Source organism: Arthrobacter sp. B0490, from assembly GCF_002929355.1.
GTDB lineage: Bacteria > Actinomycetota > Actinomycetes > Actinomycetales > Micrococcaceae > Arthrobacter_D.
Genome location: NZ_PJIR01000011.1, coordinates 33,800 through 47,699, shown reverse-complemented (window position 1 = coordinate 47,699; position 13,900 = coordinate 33,800). Strand labels below are relative to the sequence as shown.

Here is a 13,900-nt window from a genome sequence, read left to right as displayed (position 1 = left end):
CATCGACGAGGGCAGTGGTGGGCGCAACTGATGGCTCGTCTTTAAAGTCGTTAGTGATTGACTTCTTCGAGGATGATCTTCAGATGGCCGCTTCAGTTCTCTCACGGTTGCGCGCGCTCATCGAATGCATTGCAAAGAATGAATTAATGTTCCCATCACTCTTCCCGCCTAGCACTGGCTATTGACGTTGATTGTGCTGCCGGGAACATTCTAGAAGTAGTGCTATCTGGCAGCACTCGCTGCCAGGTGGTTACAGCCGTGCCAAATGCGAAAGCCTGCCAAGAGAAGCTTCTTTATGAATTCGGTTCGAACTATTGACAGCATACGGAGGCGGCAATAGCGTTGCACTCCTAACGATTCTGCACGCGAGGCCTACTGATTTGATCGGTCTCCAAGCCCTCAGGGCATCCATGATCCCCGACGCCAGCATGATCAAGTTGTTTTTGACGGCAAGCAACTTAACAATCGGTGGTGGCTGTACATCCGGGATCCTAAGCAGTCATCGAACTGTCATGAACCTGTCAGTGTTCTGGAGCCGCCAGCAGGGTCCGGCGGAGTCATTGCCGGACGACGATTCCGCTAAGCAATGGTGAGGAATACCTAATGACACTCCCGCTTATCGCAGTTTTCGGGAGTAACAGCCCTTCCGACCATGAGCTTGAGGCAGCGAGGCTCCTGGGGCGAGCAATAGCGCGCCAGAGGGCCATCGTCCTGACCGGTGGCGCGTGGAAGAAACCAGCCACGAAAATTAAAGACATGGCGATCGTGGCCGCTGAGGAGATCAACGCCACCGTCGACCCCCCGGTGTGGATCGGAGTCGCCAATGAGTCTTCGCCCGCGCCGTGGACGGAATCGCATCGTGGTGGCGTCCTGACGCCAGGAGGAAATCACGAGCGCAACTTCGTCGAAGCATGTTTGTGTCACGCTGCGATTGCCATAGGAGCCAGCGACGGGACGTCCTCCGAGGCGATCTTTGCCCTCTACCTCAGCCGTCCCGTCGCACTGGTGAGCGTTTCTAACGCGGCCGGGCGCGAGGCGACGATACAGACCCTTACGACAGCGGCCCTCAACCGAATCAAACCGACCGACGACGGGGATCCGGTTCGGAAAGGGATCCGCCAGGCCTATGAGTGGGCAAATAAGCCCGACGACGACTTCTGCTATCAGCCCCTTCCGCGAACGGATGAAAACGCGGATGTGATCGTCAAAAAGCTCCTCCGAACCATCGGACAGGTTGAAGACAGGCCGTCTTGGCGCACCCTCGGAGACGCGCAGGCGTGGACTATGTTCGTCGAAGCCTCGATTACCGCAGCCGGGCGATGAGCGCCGCCAGGCTCTAGCCGATTCCAATTTGGAATCACCATGATGGAGTGCAGATGATTGAGCGCATCAGCTTCGGAACTGCGCAAGTAGACCCGGGATCCTTCCGGGTGAAGTTGACGCCGGGTGAGCGGCTTACTGTCGGCTTGGGCGTCACCGGGAGACAGGCCGCGGACCTCGGGGTCGTCACCGCGTTCGTGTGGACGAATTACGGGAACGCAAACCCCGTCGACTTCAACGCAATTGCCATGATTGAGACGCAACCAACCGACGGTCATCAAAAGGCCTTCTCCCTCACTCTTCCGGATGCATTACTCGGCACCTTCATCGTGACTGCGTATGTGGTCATCCATGGACAAAATTACTGGGCGCAAGATTACTCGGGTCAAACAAACTGGTCGGCAACATTCGGCTTGCAGAACAGACTCGTCCTTCGCGTCGGTGCTACCGACACCGCAAATCTGGTTGTTCGTGAGGTGCCGATTGATAAGGTGAACGCTAGGTCAGGCAGCACGGACATCTCACTGATCGAGGATCTCCTCGGAGACGGAGCCGCCCGGTACAACTTGACGACACTTCGGGACGAGGGAGTGAACTGCGTCTGGTTTCAGGTGCCGTACCGATTGGACCCGTGGCTCCGCCGGGAGGGTCAAGACGACGCCGGAAGCGACTATGCGAGCAACGACTGGTTTTCGATCGACCCCGATCTATCCCACGACTCACGCGGAGTACCTCCCTGGGATTTGGATAAACAGCACGAACTGGCGAACGCCGCGATGAAGCGACTGGTCGACCGGGCTCACCAACTGAACATGAAGGTCCTAGTTGAGATTGCACCCAATCACGTAGGCCACAACTTCATCTACCGGGACGTGTCACCTACCGACACGGGAGTCACGGCCCGCCGACGCGACTATGAGCTCTCGGCAATCGACGACGCCCAACTCCATGAGGTTCAGGAACGCTTGGACGGTGTGCAATACCCGGACGAGGTCAAGGACTACGCCGAGTACATGCTGCCCCAGATGTACGCGACCCGCTATCCGGATGGCTCTGCCAACCCGTTCGGGGCGGAGTCGGTGAGCGAGACGTATTCACCTGACTGGTACGGAACTTGGGCGGACGTCAAGCACTTGAATCACGGGGGCAGCCCGGCGGATCGCATGTGGTATCCAAGAACGCCGCAGAACCTCCGGGTGCTTGCCTACATCGGACGGGCAATGGCTTGGGCGGCGACCGAGCTCGGAGTTGACGGATTCAGAATTGATCACTGCCTGGCGATGCCGTTCCATTTCTTCGAACAGACGTTGCCTTGGGTCGAGATGCAGGTGCGTGAGCGCCGCGGGCCGGATGCATCCATGATCTGGGTGATGGAGGACCACGATCGCAAGGAGTACACGGGTTGCGTGGCGGACGTCGTGCAGTCGTCGGACTACATGGGGGTGCTTCGAGCATTCGCGGACCAGGACGTTGACCGCCTTTGGAACGGCTTTGGAGTGGTGCACCGAAACCGAGAGTTTCTGGGAACGGGTAATCACGACGAGAGGCGGGCAATCCACTTCTTCGGTGAGAACCTCGCCGCCTACGGAAACGCAGTGATGACGATGCAACTCCTCGGCGGCCCCTTCCTCATGCTCGCCGGAGACGAATACGCCGAGGGTGAGCAACTACGATTTAAGGCGAAGGGCGGCGTGCCCACACTTTGGTACCGGCGCCAAGGCCTGCTGCCTGCTGAGTTGAACAATCTCGCAGCATGGATCGGACGAGGGGGAATATTACGAAACGCGCACCCCTCCCTGCGAGGCGACAACCGGGAACGGCTCGTACAATTCTCGGCGGACGGACCTCATTCAATATTCGCGTTCAGCAGGTGGGGAACGGATCCCGCCGAGGCGCCGATCCTTGTATTCAGTAATCTCGACCGTGTCGCGTGGGCGGCCGCGACGTTTGACGTCGGTGAGCGCACCCGGGATTGGCTGGCGCAATCCCCGAACGACTGGTACCAGGTCCGCGATCTGATTGGGTTCGACCCGGACCGGTATCTCTGGAGCCGACCAGTGCTTGGGAGAGCACTACTCCAGCACGGCATCGGTGTCGGGCTTCAGGCTACTCAGGTCCAGGCGCTTCACCTCGACCGAGTCGTGTGAAACGGGTAGGAACGTGAGAGCATCGACGAGGCCGGGCATCGGGGCAATCTGCTACCCGGGAGGGGTGACTTTCCGAACCTGGGCTCCTTTCGCGACCGCGGTCCGAGTGGAAGATCCAGATCACCGGTGGGGAGGCCGGGGCAGAGACTTAAGTAGGGAGGGAAACGGGTACTGGTCAATTGACGTCGACGGAGCGCGAGTTGGCGATCAATATGCCTTCCTTCTTACTTCCCGAACCGGTGAAGTTCTTCGCAAGGCTGACGCTCGCGCACGGGCGGTAGTCAGTTCAATCGGCAACGCGATCGTCTACGCAGGCGACGCATACTCCTGGGGAGACGAGCGCTTCACGACGCCCTCATGGAACACCGCCGTCATCTACGAACTCCACGTCGGTACGTTCACGTCATCCGGCAGCGGCCCGGGCACCCTGCGCTCTGCGATCCAACGACTCGACCATGTTCGTGATCTCGGAGCGAATGTGGTCGAGATCCTTCCCGTCGGAGAGTTCGGCGGGTTCCGCTCAAAGGGGTACAACACCATGCTCCCGTTCGCGGTCGAGAGCGACTACGGCGGCCCGGATGCCCTAAAGGACTTCGTGCGCGAGGCACACAACCGGGGCCTAGCAGTGGTTCTTGACCTCGTGTACAACCACTTCGGTGCTGCGGACCTCGAACGAAGCCTATGGCGATACGACGGATGGTCAGAAAACGGGTACGGGGGCATCTACTTTTACAACGACTGGCGCGAAGCCACCCCATGGCAATCCCCCCGACCCGATTACGGCCGTCCGGAAGTGCAGGACTTCATCACCGACAACGCGTTGATGTGGCTGGAAGAATTCCACCTCGACGGTCTCCGGTTGGACCAGACCGCCCAGATGTGGTCAGCGTCCGGCGAACAGCTTCCTGACGGGTGGCGTCTTCTACAGAGGATCAGCGACACGGTCCGTTGGCGCCAGCCATGGAAGATCCTCATCGCCGAGGACTTCGCGGCTGGCGACCGCATCACTGAAGCAACGTCACGGGGTGGAGCAGGCTTCGACGCCCAATGGAACCCTTTCGTCCACGACGTGCGTTCGGTGCTCACTCCGGTATGGGATCAGGAGCGTGACCTCAGCCGCATTGCGCGAGCACTGACGACTACGAGCAGCACGGGCCCCTATGACCGGGTGATTTACACCGAGTCGCACGATGAGACAGGCAATGGCAGGCAGCGGTTGCCGGAAGAAATATCGCCCGGGTCGGCCGACAGCAGGCCAGCGAAAAAGCGTTCGACCCTTGGTGCTGCCCTCGTGCTGACCGCGCCCGGTATCCCGATGCTCTTCCAAGGCCAGGAGTTCCTCGAGGATCAGTGGTGGAGCGACGAGAGGACCCTCGACTGGTCGAAGAGCACCACCCGGTGGGGGATCCTCGCGTTGTATCGGGACCTCATCCGCCTCCGCCGGAACTGGTTCGACACAACCCGCGGCCTCTCTGGCAACGGAATGCATCTGCACCACCTCGATTACGCCGCACGAATCGTCGCCTTTCACCGGTGGTACCACGGCGGACCCCGCGACGATGTAGTGGTGATTGCAAACTTCGGCGCCGACGCCCACCAAGGTTACCGAATTGGACTACCCAGAGGAAGGCGCTGGCGAGTGCGCTTCAACAGCGACTACATCGGATACGACTTTGGATTCGGCAATGTACCAGGGTACGACTCGATCGCAGATTCCATCCCCTGGGACAACATGCCCTTTTCAGCTGAAATTGGCATCGGCGGGTACAGCGCTCTGATCATGTCACAGGACGACTAACGGACGTTTTAGAGTCGAGCGGTAGTGAGAGATGTCCGGCGAAGGTCAGTTATAGAGGCGGTTCCATGAACTTTGATCCGCAAAGGTTTTTCATCGGCCTAATGGGCTTCTTTTCCATCCTGCTTCCCGGCGTACTCCTTACCTTTATAATTATGAATGATTTTATCCCAGTCGTACTCGAGGACCGCTTCGCTGCATTGGCGGTCGGGGAGGAATGGGCAGGTCGACTGTCCGCGCGTCGACATCACGCTTGAAGCGTCCCGTGAGGGTAACGGCTAGGGGCCAGCGAGCCGTCATGGGCAACTTACAGAGTTCCGGACTCTGTGAGTAAGGTGTTTGCTCATATGCAGGTTGCACCAGGCGGGCGGTCATACGCCTACGAATGGTGGTGGTTCGGGCGGCTCGACCGCTCAGCCGATCAAAAGTGCGTAGGGGTGGCTGGAACGTGCTGGGACAGGATTACCCAACAGCCTGTTGTCCATTCGCCTTTGTCCCTCAGGTTGAACTGTGGGGGAGGGTCGTACTCGGTCCTCTGGCTGAGGATCTCTGTGACCAGTTTCCGCAAATGAGAGGGCTCTTGCGGAGGAAGCTGCGCCACAGGTGGGCCTTGGCTGACTCGAGGGAGGGGAGCAGGACAATCGTGCAGATCCTGTCTGCAGGATTCAGCCTCATCCTTTTCAAGCGACTGGAGAACCAGAGCGGTCTATCTAATGTAATCGGTGGAGCCGGAGCAGGGCCGTAAACTGCCAGAGTGAGGTAATGACTTCGTCTGACGCCCTGCTACCGGATGAGTATGGGGAAACTCTTCATCGGCTGAAGGCTCGTGTCCGTGCAGCTCGCTCAACAGCACGGCGGGCTGTCAACACACAGCTGATCGAGTTGTACTGGAGCGTCGGTCGAGACGTGCTCGCGCGCCAGGAGGAGGACGGATGGGGGAGTCGGGTCATCGCCCGGCCTGCATCCGACCTTCGAAGCGAGTTCCCGGACATGACAGGATTCTCACCCCGGAATCTGCAGTACATGACGACTTTCGCCAGGCTCTGGTCCGAAGCTTCAATTGCGCCACAGCCTGTGGCGTAATTGCCTTGGGGTCACATCCGCACGATCCTCGACAAGAACCTCGATCCTGACGCCCGCGACTGGTATGCCGCGGCAGCTGTCGAATATGGGTGGTCGAGGAACGTGCTAATGAACATGATCATGAATCGGTCGATGGAACGGACTGGGGCGGCGCCTTCGAACTTCCGTCGACAACTTGCGGCTCCTGATTCCGAACTCGCTCAGCAGGTAGCGAAGGACCCCTATGCCTTTGAATCCCTCGGACTGACTGGTGAGGTGGCCGAGCGTGACCTTGAGCAGGCCCTGACCGAGCGGATCGTCGACACCTTGCGCGAGCTCGGTCCCGGGTTCGCCTTTGTCGGGCGGCAAGTTCACTTCGAGGTCGGCGGGACGACTTCTACGTCGACCTGCTGTTCTTCCACGTCGAGCAGCTGCGCTACTTTGTCATCGAGTTGAAAACCGGCAAGTTTCAGCCCGAGTATGCCGGCAAGCTCAACTTTTACGTCGCCCTGGTTGACGACAAGCTCCGCCGAGAAGCTCACAACGAGACGGTCGGGATTCTAATTTGCGGTAGTAAGAACGAGCACACCGTCCGCTAGGCCCTCGGACGATCCGACTCGCCGATGGCCGTCTCCACCTACACATACGAAAACCTGCCGGCCGCGGAGCAGCGCGCCCTGCCGGCGGCCGACGACCTCGCTGCAGCGTTCGACCAGATCGACTCGAGCATCAGCAAGCATGGGTGACGTCAACATTTGTTGACATAAGATAGGTTATCGGCGCTTCTGCGGCACCTGAAAGAGGGGCGTTTGCAGGCCCCAAGACGATCTCCCGATGCGTCATACAGCGCTTCGTCGCGGAATTACCCCGCAGGGTTGAGGGCCTTAGCTGTCGGTGACGTTTGGTTGTCTCTCGTGCTCGAGTGCGGCGGTGATGGCGGCCGGTGACGGCAAGGTGGCTTGTTCATCGGCGGGAAGTGCTTCGTAGGTGTAGGACGTCACGGCCAGGGGTTGGGTGGATCCCTCGAGAGCGTAGCGTACGACCCGTTCGCTCTTTGAGCCGCACACGAGGATCCCGACGGTGGGTGCTTGCCGTGGAAGTCGCAGGATGTCATTGACGGCTGCGACGTAGAAGTTGAGTTGTCCCAGGTTCTCGGGCTTGAACTTGCCGGCCTTGAGTTCCACGACCACGTACCGGTCGGAGGGGACGTGGTAGAGCAGGAGGTCGATGTAGAAGTCGTCTCCGTCGATGTTGAGGTGGTGCTGACGGCCGACGAAGGCGAAGCCTGGCCCGAATTCTGCCAGGGTCTGGGCCATCCGGAGGGTCATGGCCTCCTCGATGGCGTGTTCCTGGGCTTCCTCGGTCAGTCCGAGGAAGTCGAGGACGAGGGGATCCTTTGCTACTTCCCGCGCCAGATCCGTACCAACGCCTGGCAGCCGTGCTTCGAGGTTGTTCGGTGCCGCGCCGGCCCGGCCATGAAGATTGGTGAGGATCTGGTGCTCGAGGACGGCCACGGACCAGCCGTGCTGGGCGGCACGCGAGGCGTACCAGGCGCGGAGGTCGTGGTCGTCGATCCTGTTCAAGAGGGTGAGGTTGTGGCTCCAGCTCAATTGTCCAGACGGTGTCTGGACAATTGGTTCGGTGCCGTCCCATGCAGCGGCGAAGGCACGCATGTTGTACAGGTTTGTTCGGGAGAAGCCCTTCATGTGGGGGAACTCTGACTTCAAGTCCTTTGCCAGGCGGTCGAGGACCCTACTCCCCCAGGGTTCGTCGGCCTGCCTGTCCAGAATGGACCGCCCGATGTTCCAGTACAGCTCGATCATCGCCGTGTTCACGACGCGCTGCGCGCGGTGCTGGGCTTCCCGCACCAACCCCATCAGGGCCGTGAGGGTGGCGGCGTAGTCTCCCGGAAGATCCGGCTCGAGCTGGGGCATGAAACCACCCTAGTTGGACGCGCCGCTGTTCATTCCCCGTTAGCCAGAGCCAGAGCCAGCGGTGACGACACTGCCAGCGACTGGGCTTACAGAACATCAGTTATCGGCGATCGAAACGGAACAGTCATGAGGGCTTTATCACTGACAAGGTCCGTTAACCGACGGACTACTAAATCTGCGTTGACGCGTATACATCATGGAACCGCTCAAGGAGATGTAGACGCCGAAATCCAAGTAGCTATCGCCCGAGCCTCAAACATGGATATCCCATCCTTTGAATTCCCTGAATAGTCGGTAAGTTCGTTTGTTGCTGGGTCGATGGCGGCAACAGCAATTACAGCCGCGGCCTTAGCAGGACACGACGTGCTATTTGGAAGATTTCCCGCAGCGGCAAGAACAATCTTTCCAGACTCCACTAGTCTGGTCCCTGCAACGCAGATATCACAATCCCCATCGCAGCCCGGGGTGAAGCGTCCGAGCGAAACGTTTACGAGAGCCACATCTTGGCGCTCCGCAACAAGTTGAAATGCCTTGATTAGCTCCGCTGCTCCGCCCGCGCCGTCGCGTCCCTGTTTCGCCTTAACACTGAGAATCTGAGTATCCGGTGCAGTCTTCAGAAGGAGGAGCGTTACTAAAGTGCCATGACCGGCCTCGTCCATGGCGCCCCTGCCAGTGACGTCAAGAAAATCGATCAACCTTGGAGCTATGTCGGGATGTTCCGGCAGTATTCCGGTGTCGATTACCGCAGCGATCATCCCAGCTCCTGTTAAACCTCCAATAGGGGTATCGGGCTTCAAGTGGATGTACATGTCAGGCGGCCTAAATACGTCGTGAAGATCTATGTTTTCGTGACCGAACAGCTGCACGTCCATAGTCATTAGAGAACCTCAAAGTACTCGGGGATATCATCGGTTGACAGCGGCTGAACTTCGGCAACATCCCAAAAGGGGGTCTTCACGCGAATTGCATTGTAAAGTACGGGCGTCTCATGCGAACGGTATTCGACTACCGCGTTCGTCGACGACTGAAGCGAGAACGAACCGGCAAAGTCGGCAGTCGCGGCAGTCGCAAGATCCACGTCGGCCCGGCCCTGAAGCAAGAAACTAGTTCCCGCGGAATGCGAGAGGATCGCATGCACGTTGGATGGTGTCCCAATCTCGGTGATGAGCGCCCAGTCTTGATCCCAAGTTTTAGCTGCGTGGTGTTTAGCTGCGTGGGCTTCGAGTATTGGCGCATACAGACGATGCGTCTGTCCCAACTTCCTAATCTCAGGCTGACTGACGAGTGCATAAACGGAGTTGTCGGAACCGAAACGAACTTCGATCCTCGCACCAGCGGATGGAAGGTTCGGAAAAAGCGTGGAAGCCTCCCCTTCAGCGAGAACTCCGACCGACATACTCTCACCGATTCGCAGCTCCTGATTCACTTGACCGGGAGCCGGAGGGAGCTCCGGTAGATCGTCGATCCCGAGGATGTCGGCTAGTGTTCCGACGTGAGAGAGGCGCCCCGTCGACTGGTCGACAATGACGACGTGGCCGAGGGCAATCGGAGTGCCGAAAGGCACGGTAGGGCGCATTCCGTAGGCATCGTTCATGCCGCTTATGAAGCGTTCTGTGGGGGTCTTCATGCCCGGAAGGATAGACCTTCGAGCTCTCGACGGATACCCCATCATCGAACGTTGACTGGGCTAACCACTACGGCTGGCAGAACAAGTCCTTTGGCGCAGCCACAACAGGCAAGGGCTTGCTGGCCGGCGCGTGCTTCGTGGCCGTGCACCCCTTGAAGGGGCCCTTGCTGTAGAAGAGCGTGTGCATTGTCGGATCCGCGTAGTTCCGCCACCAATCAGCCATGCCGGTGCCCCCATCCAGCCGCAGCGTCTCCCAGGCCCTCCAGAGAGCGCTAAGGCGGCTTACGGCCTCCGTGTGAGCCCACCAGCTGCTACACCAGGTGAACTCCTTGTCATGACCCATCGGGTCCAACGGACGGGCGTAGTGGTTGACCAGGAAGTCGGTGACGAACACCTCGAGGTTCGGGAAGTACAGCTTGGGCCCATCCTCTGAGGTGTCAGCGTCTTCTGACGCCGCATCCTCGTCCGTCCTGTAGACGAGCCGGTCGAACTCGTCGTCTGGCTCGAACTTCTCGGGCTCGAACGGCGACTGCATGTCCACTCCCCTACTCCTTCACCACGGCTGACCAGCGGTTCCCACTGGCAGGTACAGCAGGTGGGTGTTGCACCTCGGCTGTCGGTTCGAGGACCGGTTTGACTGCGGCGGGAGGCGCGGACCGGACGGCCTCGAACGCTGCCGCCTTGTCAGCGTAGGGTCGGTCGCTGATCGGCACGGTGCGGAGCAGGACGGCGCGGGAGCCGGAGCCGAGCATGATGGCCCGGCCCTTGGGCATCGCGGCGAGGTCCGCGACGGAGAGGATGTCGTCGGTGGAGTCCTGGCGGCTCGTGGAGCGGCTGTCCTTCTGTCTCGAGGTGGACACCGAGGTGTACCGGTACTGGCCCACGAGGTCGGAGAGCATCTTCAGGAAGCCTTCTTCCTTCACGTTGCCGCCGTAGGTGAAGACGTTGGCCGTGGAGAACAGCTTTTTCATCCCGGATTCGCCCCACACGTCGACGCCCTGAGACCAGGATTGTAGGAATGTAGAAACCACGATTCCTCGGGAGCCGTAGTGGCTGTAGAGGTTTGGGAGGTTCCCCCACCGGCACACGTTGGCGGCCTCGTCCAGGACGCAGACCATCGGGACCGCCAGGCGGCCACCTGGCTGGGTTGCCGCGTATTCTTCGGCTGCGGTGGCCGTGGCCACGGTCAGGGACGTCACCAAAGGCCCTGCGGTGCCGGCGCCTTCCTTGGAGAGCGCGTAGAGCGTGTTCTTGCCCTTGATGAAGTCCTCGGGCGTGAACTGCGGCCGCGGATCGTCCGGGCCGCTGGGGTTGACCCAGGGAGCGATCTTCTCGTTCTTCAGGCACGTGGCCATCTGCCGTGCGGTGCCGTAGACGCCTTCGCGTTGCTTGTCCGGCAGGGACATCGTGCTGCCCATGGAATCAGCTTCCTTCAGCCACCCGGCCTCGAGGAGCACCGTCGAGGCTTCTCGTTCCTCGGGGTGGGAGAGCCAGCTATGGACCTGACTGATCGGCCGGTCACCGGCCGCTGCAGCGAGCAGGTACCCGGCCAGCAGGTCCTTGCCGGCTGTGTCGAAGTAGGCGTCAGCCTTGGCTCCCACGGAGCGCGAGCCCAAGGCGAAGTTGTTCGCCATCTCCGCGGCTCTTTCTGCGTCGGTGACGTAGCTGAGCGGGTTCCACCACCAGGTGGGCTTTTCGTTTGCGACGCCCTGCGGGTCGAAGATCCACACGTCGCCGTTCTCGGCGCGGATGTCGCGGGTCAGATCCGACAGGTCGCGCTTGTTCGACGTCGCGATTACCGAACCAGGCGCCTCGATGATCGAGGGTGCGGCCTGCGTCGTGGTCTTACCTGTGCGGGTGCCCCAGATGTGCAGGAGAGTGTCCTCCCACGACGCGTACAGAGTGTTCCCGCCGCGCACCATGCGCCCGATCATCACGCCCGGCGACTGCTCGGCGCTTAGGCCGAAGCGGGCGGCTTTGGCTTTGACCTGCTTCTCGGTGAAGGGTGCGACGTCTTTCAGGGACGCCATCTTCACTGCGGCTCGGTCGTGCTTGACGATTTTCCGGCCCTTGCGGATGCTCATCACGATGTACAGCACGAACAGTGCCAGCAGGATCACGCCGGCGATGATCGCCAGCGTTATCTCGGTGGACCGCCACGGCATGATGCCGGTGAAGTTGCCCAGGGACCTCGGCCAGAAACCGGTCGGGACTCCTTCGGGCCGGGGTGTGAGCTGGTGCCCGAGTGTGTTCAGCCCGTACAGGGCTCCGGGGACGCCGACGAGAAGGATGGTGAGGACGACCAGGAGTGCGGCCTCACCGCCGAGTCCGGCTGTGTGCTTGCGGTCCAGTGAGCTCACAGCTCGCCTCTCTCCTCTGCAGCGGTTCGCTTGGCCTTGTGCCACTTCTTCTCGGTGTCGTGGACACGCGACCGGCGCTCGGTGGGGGTGAACTCCATTGAGAACGGGATGCCGGCCCGGGAGCCGACCTTGATGAAGAACTTGCCCTGCCCTGGTGGGGGCTGGGTGGACCGGTCGTCGTTGTACCAGGCGGCGTTGTCGTCGTCCTCGAGCCACGCAGCCAGCTCATCATCGGTGAACGACTGATCGGTCCGCCGGAACACGTCGTCGTTGGTGTAGCGCATGGCGTCGTCGCCTGCCCGGTTCCAGGCGGGCGGGTCCTGCCATGCGGCGAGCTGTTCCTGCTCCCGGTTGCTCAACGGCACGGACTGGGTGAGCAGCGGCATTTCGGAGCGGGCGAGGCCGCCGAGGATCTTGATGCCGCAGCGGTCCATGATGCCCTGGGCCTTGTGCCGGTCTGCTTCGTCCTTGACCGCTTTGAGGTCCGACGGTGTGTGGGAGGCCATGATCTGACCGACGCCCCACTCACGGTTCAGACGGGTGAGTGCGTTGACCTGATCCACGATGCCGGGACCGGCCGCGAGGGTGTTCCACAGCTCATCGAGGATCACCAGGAACCTTTGGCGCTCGATCACACCGTCGTCAGCGAGCATGTTCGACGTCGTGACGGTCCCGAATCCGGCTGACCAGCACGCCATGAGCGTTGCCGCTCGCAGGTCGTTCTCGGCCTGCGAGATCCGGGAGAGGTCGAACGCCATCGGCGTCGTCGCGTCGATCTTGTGGGTGGACTGCTTGGAGAACATGTCCCCGAACGCGCCGGCTCCGCACAGGGAGTTCAGCGAGGACTCCAAGCCCTCGGTGATCGTGTCGTACCGCTCGTTACTGCCACGATCCAAAGCGACCTCCCGCACCTGCGCCGGACGGCTTTTGAGGACGGCCCGCAGGTCGTCCATGAGGGGAACAGTGCCCGCGGGGTTGTGTGTCGCTTCGAGGACCATCAGGCACCGGTCGAGGATCGACTCCTCACGCTCATCGAGGGGCTTCTTGCGCAGGATGGCGATCAGAGCGGCGATGAGTCCACGACGTCGTGCGTGAAGCTCGGTGAGCAGTTCCTCCCGCTTCACCGGGGAGAGCCGGGTCGCAGCCTCCAGGGCGCCGGCATCATCGAGAGGGTTGATGTGCCCGATACCGCGACCCAGGGGCAGGCCCTTGCCGCCGAGCTTTTCGATCATGTCGATGTGCTCGCCCTTGATGTCCCCGAGGATCATCGGGTTCACCCCGAACGCACACAGCCCGATCGCCATGCGGCGCAGCAGCGAGGACTTCCCCAGACCGGGGTTCGCCATGACGAACGCGGACGGGTTCGAAATCAGGCGGACATTCTGGAACCACGAAATCGGGTCACAGCACACCGGCTCGTTCGAGAGCAGGTTCCGGCCCAGCGGCACACCTTCCAGGGGTGCGCCGCCGCCCATCGGGAACGGATACAACCCGCAGACCTGATAGTTCGTGCCGCGCATCTCCTTCACCGGGTGCAGCAGCTGCGCCTCACCCATCCCACGACCCTTGAACCCACGGGGCCCCGGACGCATCGCGGCCTTCACCGCAGTGCTCCCTGTCCGAGCCTTCTTCGCCTTCGTGCCGCTTTTGCCTCG

10 protein-coding genes and 1 pseudogene are annotated in these 13,900 nt (G+C 60.8%); 5 read left to right on the top strand and 6 right to left on the bottom strand.

From position 1 onward, the window contains the following. Window positions 1-603: 603 nt before the first annotated feature. The 5 genes and pseudogenes from CXQ97_RS15040 (at window position 604) to CXQ97_RS20640 (ending at window position 7,070) form a co-directional block, all read left to right on the top strand. A complete protein-coding gene (locus tag CXQ97_RS15040) occupies window positions 604-1,323 on the top strand; it encodes a hypothetical protein (protein WP_104181685.1) in 720 nt (239 codons plus the stop codon). A 53-nt stretch (window positions 1,324-1,376) separates the two neighbouring features. Beyond that, window positions 1,377-3,467 (top strand): alpha-amylase family glycosyl hydrolase, encoded by a 2,091-nt coding sequence (locus CXQ97_RS15035; RefSeq protein ID WP_104181684.1) that lies wholly within the window; start codon window positions 1,377-1,379, stop codon window positions 3,465-3,467. Further along, the gene (locus CXQ97_RS15030) at window positions 3,412-5,265 is read left to right on the top strand and encodes an alpha-amylase family glycosyl hydrolase (RefSeq protein WP_306740084.1); all 1,854 of its coding nucleotides are present in this window, start codon (window positions 3,412-3,414) and stop codon (window positions 5,263-5,265) included. Before CXQ97_RS15035 ends, CXQ97_RS15030 begins: the two co-directional genes overlap by 56 nt. Before the next feature lie 65 nt (window positions 5,266-5,330). After that, window positions 5,331-5,519: a hypothetical protein gene (locus CXQ97_RS19570; protein ID WP_146069664.1), complete on the top strand. Its 189-nt coding sequence runs from the start codon at window positions 5,331-5,333 to the stop codon at window positions 5,517-5,519. A 505-nt stretch (window positions 5,520-6,024) separates the two neighbouring features. Then, window positions 6,025-7,070, top strand: a pseudogene (locus tag CXQ97_RS20640) (YhcG family protein). Between the two features lie 138 nt (window positions 7,071-7,208). On the opposite strand, the gene CXQ97_RS15020 reads toward CXQ97_RS20640, so the two are convergent. The 6 genes from CXQ97_RS15020 to CXQ97_RS15000 form a co-directional block, all read right to left on the bottom strand. Continuing rightward, window positions 7,209-8,258, bottom strand: coding sequence for a PDDEXK nuclease domain-containing protein (locus CXQ97_RS15020; protein WP_104181683.1), 1,050 nt, complete (start codon window positions 8,256-8,258; stop codon window positions 7,209-7,211). A 206-nt stretch (window positions 8,259-8,464) separates the two neighbouring features. Next, window positions 8,465-9,136: a S8 family serine peptidase gene (locus CXQ97_RS15015; protein WP_104181682.1), complete on the bottom strand. Its 672-nt coding sequence runs from the start codon at window positions 9,134-9,136 to the stop codon at window positions 8,465-8,467. Continuing rightward, on the bottom strand, window positions 9,136-9,885 hold the full coding sequence (locus CXQ97_RS19565; protein ID WP_146069663.1) for a hypothetical protein: 750 nt from the start codon (window positions 9,883-9,885) through the stop codon (window positions 9,136-9,138). The genes CXQ97_RS15015 and CXQ97_RS19565 overlap by 1 nt, the downstream gene beginning before the upstream one ends. Before the next feature lie 67 nt (window positions 9,886-9,952). Beyond that, a complete protein-coding gene (locus CXQ97_RS15010; RefSeq protein ID WP_104181715.1) occupies window positions 9,953-10,420 on the bottom strand; it encodes a DUF4913 domain-containing protein in 468 nt (155 codons plus the stop codon). Window positions 10,421-10,430: 10 nt separating this feature from the next. Then, complete coding sequence (locus CXQ97_RS15005; protein ID WP_104181681.1) at window positions 10,431-12,245, bottom strand: type IV secretory system conjugative DNA transfer family protein; 1,815 nt, start codon at window positions 12,243-12,245, stop codon at window positions 10,431-10,433. Continuing rightward, window positions 12,242-13,801, bottom strand: coding sequence for an ATP/GTP-binding protein (locus CXQ97_RS15000; RefSeq protein WP_181035094.1), 1,560 nt, complete (start codon window positions 13,799-13,801; stop codon window positions 12,242-12,244). Before CXQ97_RS15000 ends, CXQ97_RS15005 begins: the two co-directional genes overlap by 4 nt. Between the last annotated feature and the right edge of the window lie 99 nt (window positions 13,802-13,900).